General features: G+C 38.3%; 18 protein-coding genes. 7 read left to right on the plus strand and 11 right to left on the minus strand.

What is annotated here, in order from left to right:
• Positions 1-929: 929 nt before the first annotated feature.
• Together GN217_RS12340 and GN217_RS12345 are read right to left on the minus strand one after the other, a co-directional pair.
• Positions 930-1,331 (minus strand): CBO0543 family protein, encoded by a 402-nt coding sequence (locus GN217_RS12340; protein ID WP_156856987.1) that lies wholly within the window; start codon positions 1,329-1,331, stop codon positions 930-932.
• Position 1,332: 1 nt separating this feature from the next.
• Positions 1,333-2,478: a DUF2515 domain-containing protein gene (locus tag GN217_RS12345; protein ID WP_232334432.1), complete on the minus strand. Its 1,146-nt coding sequence runs from the start codon at positions 2,476-2,478 to the stop codon at positions 1,333-1,335.
• Between the two features lie 182 nt (positions 2,479-2,660).
• Between GN217_RS12345 and shc the strand changes: the two genes are divergently transcribed.
• The 4 genes from shc to GN217_RS12365 all read left to right on the plus strand — a co-directional run bounded on the left by shc (position 2,661) and on the right by GN217_RS12365 (position 7,163).
• Positions 2,661-4,532, plus strand: a complete 1,872-nt coding sequence (shc, locus tag GN217_RS12350; protein WP_232334433.1) for a squalene--hopene cyclase — start codon at positions 2,661-2,663, stop codon at positions 4,530-4,532.
• 753 nt (positions 4,533-5,285) lie between these two features.
• A complete protein-coding gene (locus GN217_RS12355; protein WP_156856990.1) occupies positions 5,286-5,594 on the plus strand; it encodes an EexN family lipoprotein in 309 nt (102 codons plus the stop codon).
• Between the two features lie 362 nt (positions 5,595-5,956).
• A complete protein-coding gene (locus tag GN217_RS12360; protein WP_156856991.1) occupies positions 5,957-6,547 on the plus strand; it encodes a hypothetical protein in 591 nt (196 codons plus the stop codon).
• 127 nt (positions 6,548-6,674) lie between these two features.
• Complete coding sequence (locus tag GN217_RS12365) at positions 6,675-7,163, plus strand: pyridoxamine 5'-phosphate oxidase family protein (RefSeq protein WP_156857043.1); 489 nt, start codon at positions 6,675-6,677, stop codon at positions 7,161-7,163.
• 133 nt (positions 7,164-7,296) lie between these two features.
• Here the strand turns inward: GN217_RS12365 and GN217_RS12370 are convergent, their stop codons facing one another.
• Entirely contained in the window at positions 7,297-9,000 is a 1,704-nt protein-coding gene (locus GN217_RS12370) for a methyl-accepting chemotaxis protein (protein ID WP_156856992.1), read from the minus strand.
• Between the two features lie 224 nt (positions 9,001-9,224).
• Here GN217_RS12370 and GN217_RS12375 point away from each other — a divergent pair, with 224 nt between their 5' ends.
• Positions 9,225-10,907: a DUF2207 domain-containing protein gene (locus tag GN217_RS12375; protein ID WP_156856993.1), complete on the plus strand. Its 1,683-nt coding sequence runs from the start codon at positions 9,225-9,227 to the stop codon at positions 10,905-10,907.
• A 52-nt stretch (positions 10,908-10,959) separates the two neighbouring features.
• On the opposite strand, the gene GN217_RS12380 is transcribed toward GN217_RS12375, so the two are convergent.
• The 6 genes from GN217_RS12380 to GN217_RS18715 all read right to left on the minus strand — a co-directional run bounded on the left by GN217_RS12380 (position 10,960) and on the right by GN217_RS18715 (position 15,890).
• Positions 10,960-11,616, minus strand: coding sequence for a reverse transcriptase-like protein (locus tag GN217_RS12380; protein ID WP_370459776.1), 657 nt, complete (start codon positions 11,614-11,616; stop codon positions 10,960-10,962).
• 418 nt (positions 11,617-12,034) lie between these two features.
• Positions 12,035-12,187, minus strand: coding sequence for a small acid-soluble spore protein P (locus tag GN217_RS12385; RefSeq protein WP_156856994.1), 153 nt, complete (start codon positions 12,185-12,187; stop codon positions 12,035-12,037).
• A gap of 65 nt (positions 12,188-12,252) precedes the next feature.
• Positions 12,253-13,179 carry an FAD:protein FMN transferase gene (locus GN217_RS12390; protein WP_156856995.1) on the minus strand — a complete coding sequence of 309 codons (927 nt, stop codon included), beginning with the start codon at positions 13,177-13,179 and terminating at the stop codon, positions 12,253-12,255.
• 80 nt (positions 13,180-13,259) lie between these two features.
• Positions 13,260-14,447 carry an NAD(P)H-dependent oxidoreductase gene (locus GN217_RS12395; protein WP_156856996.1) on the minus strand — a complete coding sequence of 396 codons (1,188 nt, stop codon included), beginning with the start codon at positions 14,445-14,447 and terminating at the stop codon, positions 13,260-13,262.
• A 17-nt stretch (positions 14,448-14,464) separates the two neighbouring features.
• The gene (locus GN217_RS12400) at positions 14,465-15,070 is read right to left on the minus strand and encodes an NADPH-dependent FMN reductase (RefSeq protein ID WP_198042651.1); all 606 of its coding nucleotides are present in this window, start codon (positions 15,068-15,070) and stop codon (positions 14,465-14,467) included.
• Between the two features lie 664 nt (positions 15,071-15,734).
• On the minus strand, positions 15,735-15,890 hold the full coding sequence (locus GN217_RS18715) for a hypothetical protein (RefSeq protein WP_188858574.1): 156 nt from the start codon (positions 15,888-15,890) through the stop codon (positions 15,735-15,737).
• Positions 15,891-16,029: 139 nt separating this feature from the next.
• Between GN217_RS18715 and GN217_RS12405 the strand changes: the two genes are divergently transcribed.
• A complete protein-coding gene (locus tag GN217_RS12405; RefSeq protein WP_188858573.1) occupies positions 16,030-16,236 on the plus strand; it encodes a hypothetical protein in 207 nt (68 codons plus the stop codon).
• Between the two features lie 70 nt (positions 16,237-16,306).
• Here GN217_RS12405 and ymzB read toward each other — a convergent pair whose 3' ends face one another.
• Together ymzB and GN217_RS12415 are read right to left on the minus strand one after the other, a co-directional pair.
• Positions 16,307-16,660, minus strand: coding sequence for a protein YmzB (gene ymzB / locus GN217_RS12410; protein WP_156856998.1), 354 nt, complete (start codon positions 16,658-16,660; stop codon positions 16,307-16,309).
• A gap of 59 nt (positions 16,661-16,719) precedes the next feature.
• Positions 16,720-17,565 carry a patatin-like phospholipase family protein gene (locus GN217_RS12415; RefSeq protein ID WP_156856999.1) on the minus strand — a complete coding sequence of 282 codons (846 nt, stop codon included), beginning with the start codon at positions 17,563-17,565 and terminating at the stop codon, positions 16,720-16,722.
• A gap of 192 nt (positions 17,566-17,757) precedes the next feature.
• On the opposite strand from GN217_RS12415, the gene GN217_RS12420 reads away from it, so the two are divergent.
• On the plus strand, positions 17,758-18,111 hold the full coding sequence (locus GN217_RS12420) for a DUF488 domain-containing protein (RefSeq protein ID WP_156857000.1): 354 nt from the start codon (positions 17,758-17,760) through the stop codon (positions 18,109-18,111).
• Positions 18,112-18,225: the final 114 nt, after the last annotated feature.

The raw sequence follows: 18,225 nt of genomic DNA on the forward strand, positions 1-18,225 counted from the left end.
GCGTTCGTCCTGAGCCAAGATCAAACTCTCCATAAAAGTGTTTGTAATAGATGACACCGTCATCTATTCTTAGCTTCAAAAATTGATTCAAGGGATAAAAAGCACTCGTTAGATAAATCCAACGTTTCTTCTTACCTCTTTTTCATACTGGTTGTTTTGTTCAGTTTTCAAAGAGCAAATGTTCTCGCCACTTCTTCAAGCGGCAACTTTTACATTGTATCAAACGAAAACTATCAAGTCAATAACTTTTTCATTATTTCCTTGACATTGCCACTCTGTTAAAAGCGACAAGAAATAATATACCACACTATCAAACTTTTAGTCAACCATTTTTTTAATTTAGATTTATTCTAGTTTTTGTGGCGGATGATTAATATAACATGTACAAACCACGAAAGCAACATTAATTTTTACTACCGATTATTTACATCTTATTATTACTATCACAATTAATATGGAGCAAGTATAACCTCACCGGCTTAAAGTCGTCCACACTATTTCCGGCCGTGACAATGTCAGCTTCCTTATTGCCCAGCACGCGGTAACTTTACGTATCCCGCCATGCTGGGCAAGGTTTTCTTTATACCTTCAGTCGATTTCTTTATTAAATCCTTCAACTGTATCAATATTTTCTCATTGAGGAATTCCAAACTGAATTCTTTCCTTTTTTACTTAATCTCATTGAAAGCAACCAAACAATAGTATTTGAAAAGAAAACCTGAACGAACTGAACAGTAAATAAATATTATGATGTCTCCTCAATAGTTAACAGAAACGATTGAGACAGCATTATTTCAGATCCAGCCCCTCCTTTACCTCCTCTATTGCTCTCCACGTCACTTCCCTTTCTCCTCATATAAAATTGCCAACTTCAATTAAAATAGCCTAATTTTCACTTGCAAATAAAGCCATATATTCATCTCTTCACCTTACATTTTAGAATACCCCTCCCTCTCCCCTTTCTCCAGCCAGCAATAAAATCTCCAAATAACAATAAGGAAGAGAAAGTAACCAATCAGGGAAAATTCATGTTTCCAGTCAGGAGAATGAATAAATAAGCCAAACTGTTCTGCCGTTTGCTCTGCTATGTAGGCAAACAAGCTGCAAATAAATAGGAAAAAATATCGAAGTAATGGATGAATCCTCTTTAGAATGAAAATAATGATAAAGGTACATAAAGGCAGGATACAAATCGTAAATAAAATATTAATGGTAAATATCTCTGAAAACAGACGCTTCGGAAAGAAATAGAGACCTGCCCCCACCAACAAAAGATCTAAATACGTTCCAATTAAAGAGACGAGAATAGCAGTAGATAAATAAGACTTCAATCTAAGATTTCTTCGGTAAAATGGCCTCTTTTGCGAGGATGGAGAATTCGATTTTCTCCAGTGTTTTACAATACTCATGATAAATATCTCCACTTTCTTTAGACATGTCCTTCTTTAAATAATCAATGACGTTCCAATCCGAGTACCAGTCTCCCTTTTCCGCTTCTTTCTGTTCCATATCCTCCCACGCATATTTTAAAATAGGGCTATATAATTTGGGGGCGTTTTTCCGAATCTGGCAGTCTTTTATTCTTTTCTGATACGAACTCCCGGGAACAGATCCATCTACATCATTAAATAAATGTGGCCAAAAGTCTTTTCTCGAACCCGTGTGGGGTTGAACATTTGCCCACTGATAAATCGATACGTAATGTTTCGGATCAAAAAGTAATTGATACAAGCGTTTTCCCAATAATATCCGTTCATGTAAAGAGGCAAATTTATGAATCGTTTGACCGATAATTTTAGTCTCCTTGCTATCAATGAAGGGAAATATAATTTGATTTAAATCAAGGAATTCTTGCAGCTTGAATTGAAGTGTTTCCAGTACGGTGGATTGATAATACGGATTCTGAATGACTCTTTTCTCCAGGTAGCTTTGTTCATTAATAATAAGTGCTATCGTCAGCAGGTAACGATCTCTTTTTCGATAAAAGTAATTCCAGATCACGCTCATGAAAAAAGAGACATGAAACCATGGTAAAAGGTGAAATAGATTCGTGTTTCTTTTTATACTTTCTTCATAAAGTATCAATTGCGGGTAAATGTCTTGAAAAATTAACCAATTACCCCGCTCTAAAAAGCTAAAAAACTCCTTCTGCTCCTCGGAGGATAAAATCCTAGTTAAGAGACTTCCTTTCAAATCGGTCATATTCCATCCACCATTCCTCGAAACCATATGCCCGAGGAAAGCCCAATGAATTTCAGGAAACCTTTGATAATAAGCGAGGTAAGCATTCGTTCTTGTCACGTTATTTACATTTCTTTTTTTCGTTTCATGACGAATGTATTCGATTAAATGATGTTCCCCTTCACTTAATTGATTTTCCTGGATCTTCGGCCGCCGCTTCTTCATTAATTCCTTTTTTATCGCGATTAGTTCGGCAGGAATCGTTTGGCTCGCTATTTTCTTTTTTAAACACGGAATGATGGAGCATCACCTCTTTACTAATCATGTTATGGAAATGGATTGGAATAAATGATGATTAGTTAATAAGAAGTGAATTGTTCCTTAGGTTTTTGGTATGTTTATCATGGCGCTCGAATAAAATGATATTGTTGTTTGGAGGTGAAACGGTGAAAAGTAAAGTAACGGACAGGATCAATCGCATGATCACCGCATTAAGAAAAGATCAATCCTCTGATGGATCCTGGGATTATCCCTTTGAGACAGGTGTCTCTACGGATGCCTATATGATTATTTTACTGCGCACCCTAGAAATGAATGATGAAGAACTCATTCAAGCTTTAGTCGAGCGGATACTCAGCAGGCAGGAGAAAAACGGGGCCTGGAAACTCTTTTATGATGAGATCGACGGCAATCTGACTGCTACCGTTGAAGCCTATTATGCACTATTGTATTCCGGTTACCGTGATCAGACAGATAAGGAACTAATTGCTGCAAGAAGAAGGATTCTCGAATGGGGCGGAATTGAAAAAAGTCATATGATGGCCAAATTCATGCTCTCCTTAACCGGCCAATATAAATGGCCTGCGTTTTTTCCGATTCCAATCGAATTTATTCTTTTACCATTATCCTTCCCGATTAACTTCTATGATTTTTCCGTTTATGGAAGAACAAACCTTGCTCCAATGTTAATCCTAGCCGATCAAAAATTCTCGTTGAAAACACAACGGAGCCCCGACCTTTCCCATTTATTTCTTTCAAGAGAAAGTAAAGAAAACAACGAGTTCTTCCTTTATCGCTCAGAAGATTGGCGTTCCTTCTCTTCATTTATTCACCAAGGAATCAAAAATATCATTGGACTCCCCGCTTCCATTCATTCAATCGCCCTGCAACAAGCGAAAAAATATATACTGGACAGAATTGAGGCTGACGGAACTTTATATAATTTCTTTAGTTCCACCTTTCTGATGATATTTTCCCTATTAGCTCTTGGATATCCTAAAGATCATCCCGTAATCACAAAAGCAGTAGAAGGATTAAAAGGGATGGCTTGCAAAATTGATGGCCATACACATATGCAATATACAACAGCAAACGTCTGGAATACATCTTTAATCAGTTATGCCCTGCAACGTGCTGGTGTCCCGTGGGATGATTCCATGATTCAGCAAGCAAACAACTATTTACTTTCACGCCAGCATGACCGTTACGGTGACTGGGTAATCCATAATCCTTTCAGTAACCCGGGTGGATGGGGGTTTGCTGAAAAGAATACGATGCATCCAGATATAGACGATACAACTGCCTCCTTACGGTCTATTAGCCGCTTGGCACGTAACGACCCCGTGTATCGACAAGCTTGGGATAGGGGGAACAAGTGGATTTTTTCCATGCAGAATCATGATGGTGGCTGGGCTGCATTTGAAAAAAATGTGGATAAAAAAATCGTTAGCTATATTCCCATCGAAGGGGCTAAATACTTATTTGCGGACCCTTCTACCGCCGACTTAACCGGAAGAACGATGGAGTATTTAGGTAATTTCACAAACTTGCCGATCGAGCACCCCGCAATAAAAAATGGAGTAAACTGGCTGAAACGTGATCAAGAAAAAGATGGATCCTGGTATGGCAGATGGGGAATCTGTTATATATACGGAACATGGGCTGCCATTACCGGTTTGATCTCGACTGGTGTCCGTTCCGAACATTCTTCCATTCAAAAGGCGCTAAAATGGCTCAAAAATATTCAAAATGAAGATGGTGGATGGGGAGAATCTTGTTATAGCGATATCCACCAAACTTATATCCCGCTTACAGTCAGCACATTAACCGATACGGCCTGGGCATTGGATGCGCTCATTGCCGCATCAGACAACGTGACACCTGAAATTCAGGCAGGGGTAAAATTTTTACTGGATCATTCTGACAAAAAAGATTGGACAGCGGCCTATCCAAAAGGACAAGGAATGGCAGGAGGATTTTACATTCATTACCATAGCTATCGATATATTTTTCCTTTGTTAGCGTTGAGTAATTATCGGAATAAGTTTTTATCACGCATTAACGGTCTGTAAATTCCTTATTTTGTTCAACTAACATTCTGCGGGGAAGGAAACCCCCGCTGAATGAAATTTCACTTTATGATACAGTAATCTGCTCTGCTAGCGAAAATATAAATCATTTCCATAAAATTAGACACACTATATGTAAAGGAGGTTTTTATCATGGACAAAAGCAAAGAAATACAGAAGCAAGAACGTCAGCAGCAGAGAGAAAAATCTACTGCTATTAAAGGTGACAAAAAACTTAATGGTCCAAACCGCCCTTCCATTTAACCTTTCTCACTCCTAAAGGATTTGTTTTTAAAACAAATCCTTTTTACATACATATTTATCGAAATGAGTATCGTCGTGGATTCTGCTTAAGAGGAAAGCTCTCCCTTTTCGCTAGTTGCAGCAATAACAGCTTATGACCGGGACATGCGTATGGAGAAATACGGTAAAGATTAAATAAAAATCAATAAAATACGAATTAGAGTACCTTGTGCTTACGAATTACAAAATTAATCCAACTGGAAACAGCATTATTTCTTATTTCTCCCCCTCCAAATATTTGTTATCCTTCCCCTTTTTTACAAGAAGATGAATGAATTATTAACTAATGTTGCTGATTTTTTTAGAAAAGCATGGTATACCAGTGTTTGTTATCTACCAGCATTATCTATTTTTGACATAATAGTGATAACTGTTTGTTAACTGTATTCCACAGTTTTGTTACATTTTTCCGTTATTCTATAAGGGAGATAAAAATTATGAGGAGGTCCAATTATGAAAATCAAAAAAGTTCTTGCAGGTGTACTTTCAATTGGAATCGCGGCGACATTAGCTGCTTGTTCAGGAGAAACGGAAGATCAAGATGAAATCATGGAGAATCCACCTGAAACGGAGACGACCCCAGATACGGGAGAAACAGACCCGGGACTGGATACGGAAACGGATGAAGAGGAACCTGCTTCCGGTTCAGAACCTGGATCAGACCTAGACGATGCTGAGGATTCAAACACTGAGCCAGATGAGGATTCGGAAACCGAGGATCCTGGACTTGGTACTGATGAGGAATCCGATTCAGTGGAATAATAATGATTCGGTTTTTTGAAGAAAAATATTCCCCTACATTGTATGATAGAAGACTGTCTGCGAAAAACAGACAGTCTTCTAGTTTTCTATTGACTTCTTCAATCAATCGAGCCTCGACTATATCCGATTGATTAAAAAAGAGTGTAATGGGAAATATACCCCTATAAACATAAAGTATTAAAGGGATGTAGGCTTGATAACGCCAACATAGAGCTGAAGGATAATACTATAAAATAAGGGACTTAAAAAACTCCTACAAGTACTTGACTCAATCCCTGAAGAACTTTAGATGGACATATAGAACATTACTAATTAAAATGGAAAGGATGCATTTTAATTTATTTTTTTATGGAGCTGATATAATGAGTACTTTTGAATTAGCAGTACAGGCACAACGTGAAAGAAAATTTGACTTGGCGATTGATTATTATCAACAGATTATTAATGAAAAAGGAATATCTGTTAATTTATTGCAATCAATAGCACAAGCCTTTTATTTAAAAAAACAACATGACTTAGCCGTGAATTTTAATCTAGCTGCGGTGCATCTTTCCTTACATACTTTCCTGGAAAACTACAAACAAGGTGACCCAGCAGCTGTAAATGCCTTACAATCTTTACCAGAAACAATCGTTAATCAGTTCCCACATCCAATCGGAGCTTTACTCATACATGAAAAGAATATTATCAGACATGTTTCCCATGCTTTGTTGGACCAAGAAGTGATTTTGGAAAAAGCACCAAATTTGCGCCCTTATGCTGAAATCTATTACGCACAAATTATAGATGACTATACAGTAAATGGCGTTTTGCAACAGTATAGTTTAACGGAGAAAGCTGTATTGGAATTTGAAGTAGAACACTATTTGGGTCACGGCTACCAACTATTACTGAACCAAATTAAATGGGATCAATTAGACAATACGGATGTAATGAACTTGTATATGAACTAGAGGAGAAATGAAGGACTAAGATTGTTTGCGGTAATGCGGACAGTCTTTTTATATTGATGTTAGCCATTGCATATCTGAATGATCTAAGGGAAATATATAAGATATAAGCAGAAATGAGGTGAGAGCAATTTCTAATTTGATTAAACAAGAAGAAATGGAGACATTAAGAGAACTAATCAAGGGCGTAGATACAGCGATGTTGACGACATTAACCGAAGAAGGACTTATTTCACGCCCTATGAAAACACAAGAAGTAGAGTTTGATGGGGACTTATGGTTCTTCACTAAAAAAGAAACGGATAAATATAAGGAAATTTTACATGATCAAGAAGTGAATGTTGCATATGCAGGCAAATCTTATGTCTCGGTGCGAGGGAGAGCTGAGATTGTTGAGGATTTAGACAAGAAAAAGGAATTGTGGAGTAAAGCATACGAGAAAGTTTTGCAAACCTCTTATGATAACCCTGACATTGTCTTGATAAAGGTAAAAGCTGAAGCAGCTGAATATTGGGAAACCGGGAACTTCACGAAAAGAATCGCTTTTCTCTATAAACGCATGACAGGGAAAAATGCTGAATCGACACATGTGAACGAAACGATTGAATTGGATAAATAACATAAAAATGGGTTGTCTACTAAAGGGACAACCTATTTTTAGTGTTATCTTGATTAAAATGTAGTGTAGATTATGATATTCGTTACGCAGAACAAAAGTGGGACATTTGCTCTGACCCCGTGTCCCAATCGCGTTAAACTTGGAATTGTTTTACTAATTCATTTAGGTTCTCTGCTAATCGGGCTAGTTCTGTTGCACTCTTGGCAACTTCCTCCATGGAGCTGCTTGTTTGTTCTGATGATGCAGATGTTTGCTCAATTCCTGCGGCAGATTCTTCAGAGACAGCTGCAATTTCTTGTATAGAGGAATTCATTTTCTGGCTGCTCGCTGCAAATTCCGAAACGTTATCTGAGATCTTCTGCATATTGCCAACCATATCCGTTACAGATTCACGAATACTTGTAAATTTCTCTCCCGTATTTTGAATTTGAATGGTTCCTTCCTTCACTTCTTCATAACCTTGACTTAATTCAGTTGTCACTTCACTAAATTCAGTTTGTATATTATGGACAATCCCTGATATATCTGTTACCGAACTACCAACCTGTGCAGCAAGCTTGCCGACTTCATCAGCGACTACTGCAAATCCACGTCCATTTTCACCAGCTCTTGCCGCCTCAATTGCAGCATTTAACGCTAATAAATTCGTCTGAGCGGCAATATCTTGTATAACTGTGACCAACTTAGAAATTTCTTGCGTTTGTTCATCTAATCCTTCCACTTTTTTCACTGTCGCTTGTACCATTGCATCAATACTCTTCATCTGATTCGTTGATGAATCCATTAACACGGATCCTTCATTCGTCATTTCTAACACTTGATTCGATTCTTCTTGCACATGTGCTGCGTTACGATTTACTTCTTCAATCTGCCCTGTAAAAATAGACATCATATTGGACAAATCACCGGATTGATAGGCTTGTGTTTCCGCTCCTGACGCCAATTCTTCCATTGTACTAGTGATTTGCTCCGTACCTGAACGCACCTCATAAGCAGATTGCGTGAGTTCTTCACTATGTGCTGAAACCGTATGGGAGACGTCCTTAATTTTCACCATAATATCCCGCATATTATCATTCATATCATTTGCTGCCGACACCAATTGCCCAATTTCGTCTCGCATATCTACGGTTAACCGCTCATTATTCAAATGACCAGAAGCTATTAATTTCATTCGTTTCATTACGGTTTGAATTGGATTTGTAATCATCTGCGCAGTAAACATTGCGATTGTAATCCCTAGAACAATCACCGCCAAAGAAATAACAACACCAAAAGTCATAAGTGTATTTACATTTTGTTGGATCTCTTCACCAATCACTTGAATTCTTTGTTCTGTAGCCTCTGCCAGATTTCCAAACCCATCGATTAGTTCTCCCCCAAGCGGTTCAAGTGATGTTTCTAAAATAACTCCTGCCTCATCTACATTTCCTTTTTCATAAGCCTCAATTATCTCATCTGTTAGGTAACCCCACTCTATTTTTCTTTCAAGTAATGATTCTAATTCCGCTGAACTACTTAGCTCTGCTGCCCGATTTTCTAATGCAATACTCTCTTCTAGTCCCGCTTCGAACGCTTCTTTATATGCTTCATTACCGAACAAAATATAACCCTGAATCAACCTTGTTCGGTCCAGCATGTTTTTTGCCAATCCTTCATCAGCAATCATTAATTCTATTTCCCTATCCAACACGATATCCAAATCGTTATTTACGGAATTAATCGAGTAAATAGTGAATCCACTTAAAAGGACAACTAATAACATAATAATAGAAAAACCAAATAACACCTTTGTTTTAAGTTTTTTAAAGTTAAGTAACCCTGAAATCTTTTTCATTCAAGCACTCCTATCTTCATTTTGGATTGTAGCAGAAATAAATAGTCCTCCTTATTTCATATCGTCCAATATGCCGGAGATATTAAGCTTTTATTAATAAATGTACTCTATTCGTATTACGTATTATGAAGGCAAAAAAATGGGACAGATGCTCTGACCCCACGTCCCAGTGAATCTTTTTCGGTTGTTCTTTCGTATTACTTTTAAGAAAGTGAGGGGTTTACATGAAAAGGTTAGTTACTCTTTTTCTGGCAATATTAGTTGGGGTTTCACTGTTCCCGCTCCATGCACTAGCGGTCGACTTTACAATTAATGAAACAGATATTGATGCTTACCTGTTGGAGGATGGAAATGTCAAAGTGACAGAATTCCATACGTATGAATTTGATGGGAAGTTCAATGGAATCACCCGTAGCCTTATTCCGAAAAAAGGTACTTCCATTACGGATTTTGCCGCTAGTGAAAATGGGACTAGCTTAGAAGTTGAACGAGACGATGACACGTACAAGGTATTTAGAAGCGGGAAAAATGAGACGGTTACGATTGAACTTTCTTATTTGATCCAGGATGGTGTCGAAGTTTATGAAGATATGGCACAATTTTACTGGCCATTTTTTGATACAAGCAATGAGAGCGATTATGAGAATTTCACCGTTACGATTCATCCACCTAAGATGACGACAAATGTTATAGCATATGGATTGGATGAAGCTTATAAAACAGAAAACATCGATAGTGATGGGACAGTTGTCTTCAAGATGGGCCTTGTGGATAGCGGGAAGAATGGGGATATACGTGTAGCATACGATAACGCTTTATTTTCTGCCGCACCGATGCACGATGGAACCATTCGGGATGAAATAATTCGTGAAGAACAAAAACTAGCCGATAAGGAAGCAGCTTTTCTCGCTCGTCAAGAAACACTTAGAAATCTTGCACCTTATGTAACAACAGTATTTGGCTTATATTTACTCCTCCTCTTAGTTTATGGCGGAAGAAAGGAAGAAATGGCGAAGCGTGAAGCCGAGCACCTATATCATAAGGTTTCCTTAGTTCCAAAGGAAATGATGAGTATGCCCGCAACGATTCTTTATTTCCGTAATCAGGTAGCAGAGCATGGGGATATGCTGACGGCGGCAATGATGGATTTAGTAAGGAAAGGGAATATTGAGCAGAGGGAAAATGATACTTTTTATCTTGTTCATGAGAATACGGATCTTGAGCACGAAACATTGATTATGGATCTCTTGTTTAAAAAGATTGGGGAAAATCGCATATTTTCCTTTGACCAGCTGGAAAAATATACGAAGAAGACGACAAATCAGGAGACGTTTTATAAGGCTCTAGTAGAGTATAAGCAATTATTAAAGGAAGAAATAAAGTCACATCGACTGCTCAATAAGCATATAAAACCCCGCTGGATTACGGGGCTAATCAGTCTTTTATTACTTTCACTCATCATATTATTCGGTGTCCATGAATTATATATGTGGCTTGTTTTTAATCTCATTGTTCTAGGCGGCCTTCTCTTGTTTGTCCTTGTGTTCCAAACGCGGACTGTCAAGGGGCAACTTATTAGCTTGCAATGGCAACAATTTAAAGAAGACTTTAATGATCTACAATCAAGTAGCTGGTACACGTTACCTAAAGATGATAAAGAACGCGCGCTCATTTTCTCCGCTGGACTGAAGGATAAGAAACTTCAGGAGAAAAATAAATACTTTATTGAAAGTAATGCCGTCGGACAACCTGATTCAACTGCCAACTTATTAGCGTTACTGACACTTTCATCTACCGCGAATACAAGTTTTAGTTCGGCGACAAGGACTGTAGCCCAGTCAGTAAATTCTTCATCAAGTTCAGGTACTGGAGTTGGCGGTGGCGGCGGAGGTTCGGGCGCTTTTTAAAAGGCAAATAGATGGACGTAAAGAAAAAGGGATGCATGATCCCTTTTTTTATTTACTGCTCCGAGTGACTCGTAATTTCAACTCCTTGTAAAGCTTGTGTCGCCAATTGATCTGCCTCGCGGTTCTTTTTACGTGAAACACTTTCATAGGTTGGCGCAATTCCGAGTTGCTCCGTTTTTGCTTCAATCCGGTCCATCCACTTTGATAATTCGGCTTCATAACACGGCCACTCATCATTAAGTTGATTAATAACGACAAGGGAGTCTCCCACGAACGTAATTGGTAAATGATGGACGCCTAACAGTTCTAATTCCTTCAGTCCGAGATGAAGTGCTGCATATTCGGCTTCATTATTGCTGATTAAACCTTCTACTAAAGCATTTCTTCTAATTCGATATGATGTTTCATCCTGTTTATAGTAAATTGCGCAACCTAATCCGGCTTTCTGTGTATTCTGGTCAAATCCGCCATCAAAATAAACGACGATATCATGGGGTTCTGTTTTAACCTTTTCCATAAATTTCGTTAACTGTTTTAACGTCCAACTTACATCGTACGTATCAATAATTGTTAATTGTTTCATTCTCCCCGTTTTCTCGAGATCGCGAGCGATGACAAGGGCGGGTTCTGCCTCCATATAATCAGAACTAAACTCCGCTTCAGCCCCATTTTTCGTCCGGTAAGTTATTTCTATTCTAACTTGCAACATAAACCCCTCCCCTTGTCTATTTCTTTGATGATAAAAGCATTTAAACGGCTGAATTGAGTAAGATCTTTCTGGTTAGAAGCACTTTAATCAACCGAAGTAAGGTAAATTATTTACGCTCAAGCGATTAGAAGTACCCTATTCAACTAAAATAAAGCAAAAAATTTACGCCCGAACGATTAGAAGTGCTCTATTCAAACGGAGCAAGGAAATAATTTTCTGCTCAAGCGATGAGAAGCGCTCTATTCTAACAAAGCAAGGTGAATAATTTCTGCTCGAGTGTTTAGAAGTACTCTAATCAATTTGAAGTAAACTAAATAATCTCTATTCAGAAGTAAGAAGCACTCTAATCAACCAAAGCACACTAAATAATTTCACTCAAGTGATTAAATACATTCTCTCTCGAACTGATCGTCATCTATTATAATCCATGATGCGGATTATAATTTTGTCTGGAATGATTCGCTTTTTTTGTCTTTTTCGAGCCGGATAAAGGTTCCCCATAAGGCTGAACTGGACTTTGCGGCAGATCTGGATTTTTATTTTGTTTCGGTCCTTTTGGTCTTGATGTCATGATTGTGTCCTCCTTCCTTATAGGGATAGCTTTTGACGGAAGGGATACATTTATTCTTGGAACATCTAAATAACCAAATATGGCTGGAGCGATTCGGAATAATGAAGCTCTCCGTTTTTTGTAATGACTATTCCCGTGACATCTTCTACTGCTTCTAAAGCAGCAATTGTTGCCTCAGCCGACTTCCCGAATAAACGGCTTGTCCAAATTTCACCATCGACTGAACGTTTGGATACAACAGTCAAGCCAGCAATTTCAGTTTCAATCGGATAACCTGTGTGCCGATCTAAAATATGGTGGTAAGTCTTATTATTCAAGGTTAATTTTCTTTCGTAGATGCCAGAAGTAACGACGGATTGATTGAATGCTTTAACAATCGCGATATGATTTCCACGCGCCTCGAATGGATGCTGAATTCCAATGCGAAAGAATCCATCTGGCTGATTTGGTGATTTTCCATAGGTGAGGACATTCCCGCCCAGATTAATGATGGCCGCTGTCACTTCCAGCGTTTCAATATCATTTATCAATAGATCCGCTATAAAGCCTTTTGCTAGCGCACCCAAATCAATGAACATTCCGGGTTCTTTTAAAAACACGGTATGTTCCGCATCATTAAGAATAATATTCATCGGATCCGTTTTAGGAAGTAAAGCTTGAATCTCTTTATCTGCTGGAACTTCTGTACCGCCAAAACCAATGCGCCATGCTTCAACAAGCGGACCAATTGCAATATTTAAAGAACTGTCTGCAGGCGTGCTATGTAATTTTCCAATTTTAATCAGTTCGTATAACTGAGGGTGGACATTCACTGGCATGATTCCAGCGTTTTTATTAATCTGCATCAATTCTGAGTCCGGGTCATGGGCACTGAAGCGTTTATTAAATTCCTCAAGGCGAATAATCAATTCATCTAAGACAAAATCCGCGTATTTATGCTGAACCGATAATTGAATAATCGTACCCATCATATGTATTTCACGAGTTTTCATTCGGCAAACCTCATCCTTCCACGTGAAAATTCGAAAAAAGAGGCCATAGAGACCTCTTTCCCCTGTGTTTCCCTTAATTATTAATCTTGAGCGGTTGCTCCCGATACCGTATCTACTTTTTCTGTAGCTCCGGAGACTGCATCAACATCGCCACCGGTTAATTGTTGTCCGGTTTGCTGCAAGTACCAGTCAATAATCGGTTTGATATCTTGGACGTATTCGTTAATTCCAAGATAATTTCCCTCCTCATCCCGAATGGCCTGATAGCTGTGCACAACGAACTTATCTGGTCCATGGGTTGGCACATGCGCTCGGACGACATCTTCTTTTCCTTTACGTAGTTGCTGAATGACCCACGCAACTCCGCTATAGGTTCTTTCCGGGTGACACTTAGCTAGTGGATTACCAACCTGTGCCGGTGTACGGGATGCTAACATGTCTTCCGCTTCATACATGCGGTTATAATACAGGAATTGGTTATTGCTATCTGCGTACGTTAATTCAGCCGGCATAGATTTTAGAAAGTAATTCAACTGATTAACGGTTAAAATTCCTCGGTCCAATTTCACGTACGTATCACCTTCAACTGCTCCCACCGCTTCAGCAGCCTGCTCGACCCAATCTTCGGCTTCCATATCGACGCCTTCAATTGTTGTATCGATTTTCCCTGTAGCATATAAATCCTCTGTACTCGATACATCTTTCATTCCCTCGGGTGAGTCGATAATCGTTACTACATTAATGAAACGAATAAATTTCTTAATACAACTCTCAAGGAATTGAACGGTGCTAGCATCTTTCAAATTCTCATCTTCATCAAAAGCTTGATGCACCTCGCCAAGCAGGAATTCGTTACCTGGCATGACGACAGCATTCACACCCGGGGCGTCAAGGATTTGGCGCAAATGAAGCTGGGAGCGGGAAGACCCTTGGACGTCATAGGAAGCTCCTACAATCATGACTGGTTTTCCATCAAGGGGATGTATTTTAAAGGATAACCATTCAAGAACACTTTGTAATGCAGAAGGTATCGAATGATTATACTCTGGTGTCGCAATAATAACTCCGTCTGCCTCAACTATCTTTTTATTTAAATATTGAATTGGTTCACTGTTCGTTTGATCATCCGATTGATTAAACATCGGAACTTCATCAATATCGAGCACTTCAACATCAACTAGGTTTTTAAAATTTTTAGCGATAAAATTTAATAATAAACGGTTATATGAAAATTCAGCATTTGATCCGACGATTCCAACGATTTTCATCTATATACCTCCCTGGATTAATTCTTCTCCCAAGAAAAACTTTTGGATTTGTTTTTATTAGGATTCGCTTTAACTAATTGCTTTGTAATATCTACAAATTGGATAAATTCATTAAAGATTTCTTCTAGTTCCTGTACTTTGTTTGGATCAGCAAGCTTGCCATCCTCATCAAAAGCTTGTAAAGATAGGCCAACCAGAAACTCAGAACTTGGCATAATACGTGCTTTCAATTCCGGTGCATCAAGAATTTGTCTCAAGTGTGACTGGGCACGGGAAGAACCTAGGCGACCGTATGATGCTCCAGTAATCATGACCGGTTTATCAATAAGTGGTTGAGTCGTATAAGATAACCATTCCAATGTGCTTTTTAAAATAGCTGGGACAGAGTGATTATACTCTGGTGTGCTGATGATAACCCCATCCGCTTCCTTAATTTTATCCGAAAGATCCTGCACTTCAGGTGGTGCTGTGGTGTCTTTAGGTTTATTAAATGCAGGCAAATTTTTAATTTCATAAAGTTCAATGTTCGCTTTTTCAGCAAAATGTTTTTGCATAAATTCTAGTAATTGACGATTCGTGGATTGGTCTGAGTTCGTTCCAACTATTCCGATTAGATTCATCATGTTATTGCTCCCTTCTCATATTTTATACACTACAACAGTTCGAATAAGATATTTTTTTAGAAAATTAATGATAGCAGGATACTTTATTTCTTAAGATAATTACCCTACGCTTATCTATCGTAAACATAGCAATTACCGAAGACCCCACTCCCATTCGAACAATAAAGGGTAAGAGTAAATTCCCTTAACCATCACTTAATTGAAATCCCTCTCACACTTTAACTTGTGAATATTTTCACTAACTATCACAATTTAAATATAACGTATTCCCCATCAAAATGCAAGAAAAAGTGCGGGACATGGGGTCAGTGCATTTGTCCCATATTTTTGCTGGGACACGGGGGTCAGAGCAACTGTCCCACAATAGAAAATCATCTTTATAATATATTCTTTGCAAACAACAATTTGGATAAAACATACGTGGAAGATAAATCTTATATCCCTTCCCTATAAAATAAAGTGAAACTCATTCAGTGGGGTATCCTTACCTTCCCCACTGAATGTTAGTTGAACAGAATCAGGGATTTACCGACTGTTCCCCCCTTCACATATTGGGCTCCCCTCATGTTTAGAAGAGGGGGGATTACAGACCGTTAATACGTGATAAATTAAGGGTGCCTTTTTGGCAAAAGCAGTCACCGGCACCCATTCCCAAGCACTAAAATTAATCATCCCGTTTTCTTTTATTTCTCTTCTGATCAAGATTTAGGAACTCTGTATCCTCAGCTATCTCCACATCGCGCTTCGGCTTCGTATCATATTTTCTCACGTTCCTCTGTTTTCCTTTATCCTTATTTCTATTCTTATTTTCCTCTGACATGGTATAAACCTCCTTTACACTAATTCAATCTTAGTGTGTCCTTCTTTTTACTAGTTATTTCAGATAGAAATTATCGTATTCCGTTCTCTTTTGGTATAATGCGGACATAGAGATTTGAATGAAAAAGGAGTTATCCATGATGAAGATAGAAATTAATGGCTTTCTGTTGAATGAAGAGCATATTAAAATGCTTCTAAGTGAATTAAAAGACGAAAAGGTTAAAACAGTGGACGAGTTGGAAAGATATTTAAAAGATCATTGGTATACAAAAGATAATGCAAGAAAATGCCATCTGCTCGTTGCTAAACATCCTAACAAAAGAAGCTTTGCGATTCCGTTCGAATAAGAATTCATTCCAAAAAATAAAGTAGTTTAGCATCTTTTTCAATAAAAAATGCTAAACTACTTATTTTCTCCTAAACGAATTGATTCTGTTCTATCGTATAAACTCCGCGGGAGGTGCTGATCGTAAAGCGAGCCCCATCAAATTCGTACGTTGCTTCCTCTTCAAGAGGGATTTCAAATGTTTCAGCTGGCAAGGATTCATAATTGTTCATCGTTGTTTCGATGAGACCACTTCCGTTTAATTGCAAGGCGTAATGGGATATATAATCATCAATATTCTGTCCCTTCGTGAAAGAAACTCCTCTTAAAACAAGAAGTATTTCATCTATATCATCCATTTCCTGCTTCACAATCTTTATCTGTTGATCATTCCATTTCTGTAATAATTCATTAAATTCTTCAATGCTTAAGCGCCGCTGCTTCATTGTATCACTCCTTTTTATTACGTTTTCCCTCTCTTCGGAAAAACATACAAAGAGTGTTTTCAATTGCTAAGAAAGCGCTGCAGTGCCTCAAATTGCTCTTTAGCATCGTTCCAACCTAACTCATAAAGCTCTTCCACTCGTTCCTTCTTCCGTTCCGCCCTCCCTACCGGCAATTCCACACTTGGTCGCATCACAAACGCATTTCCTAGCTGTTCCTGTTTAGCGACATATTCAAGTGTCTCATTATAATGCTTATACCGTTCCCTTAATAAATCATTTATTTTCGGATACTGCTTATACTTAATAATAGAGTACATTTTTCTTGGCCGTTTGAAATAACCCTCTGGCTTTGTAAGGATAATTACATTCTTTTCAAAGCCATCTTGCTCTGATTTTTTTATCGGAATGGGATCACTAATCCCGCCGTCTAATAAATGCCGGCTTTTATATTCCACACTAGACGCTACAAATGGCAAAGAACTTGAGGCACGGAGTAATTTCACGAGATCTGTCCCCTGGTCCGTTTTATTAAAATAGACCGGCTCCCCTGTGTCACAATCGGTGGTTACAATGACGAATTCCTCTGTATTCTGCTTAAACGTATCCATATCAAATGGAACTAATTTATTTGGAATTTCATCAAAAATAAAATCCATCCCAAAAAGTTCCCGTTTCTTGATAAAATTTCTAAAGGAAAGGTAACGTTTATCCTCAATAAAACCGAGATTCACTTTTTTGTTTCGACCTTTTTGCCTTGAAAGATAAGATGCGGCCATACAAGCTCCCGCCGAAACACCGATGACATAGGGTGGGTATAAATCCCGCTCCATAAAATATTCAAGAACTCCTGCCGTATATAATCCGCGCATACCGCCACCTTCAAGGATTAATCCTGCATTAACCATCGTCTCTTCCCTCAACTTTATTGTGAATTTTGTAGGCTTTTTCCATTTATATTATGCTCCGGGTACTACAATTAAATAATATTTTTTTAACAGACCTGCCTAGAGTTTGGGAATTTTTTCAATTTAAAACAGGTAAGAAGATTTCTTTCTTGCATACCTGGGTACATTAGGTATTAGAAGGGAAGGATTTTCTTGAAGATTAAACTGAAACGAATTTATGATGAATCCTCAAAAGCAGACGGAGTACGCATTCTCGTTGACCGTCTCTGGCCAAGAGGGGTATCGAAGGAAAAAGCGAAACTCGATCACTGGCTTAAAGAAATTGCTCCGACAGATGAATTACGGAAATCATTTCATCATGATGAACTGAGCTTTAAACAATTTAAAGAAAAGTACTTAAAAGAATTAAAATCCGGCGAACAAAAAGAAGCGCTTGATGAATTAAAGAAAATAGCAGCTGATGCCAACCAAGTCACTCTCCTCTTCGCAGCAAAAAATGAAAAAGAAAACCAAGCAGTCATATTAAAAGAAAAATTAGATGGTTAAAAGCGGGACATGGGGTCAGAGCATTTGTCCCAGTGGGACAGATGCTCTGACCCCATGTCCCAGCCCAGTCATTTTCCCTCTCCTGCTTGCATATGTTTTATTAGGACAAACCTA

Source organism: Oceanobacillus sp. AG, from assembly GCF_009746545.1.
GTDB lineage: Bacteria > Bacillota > Bacilli > Bacillales > Amphibacillaceae > Oceanobacillus > Oceanobacillus indicireducens.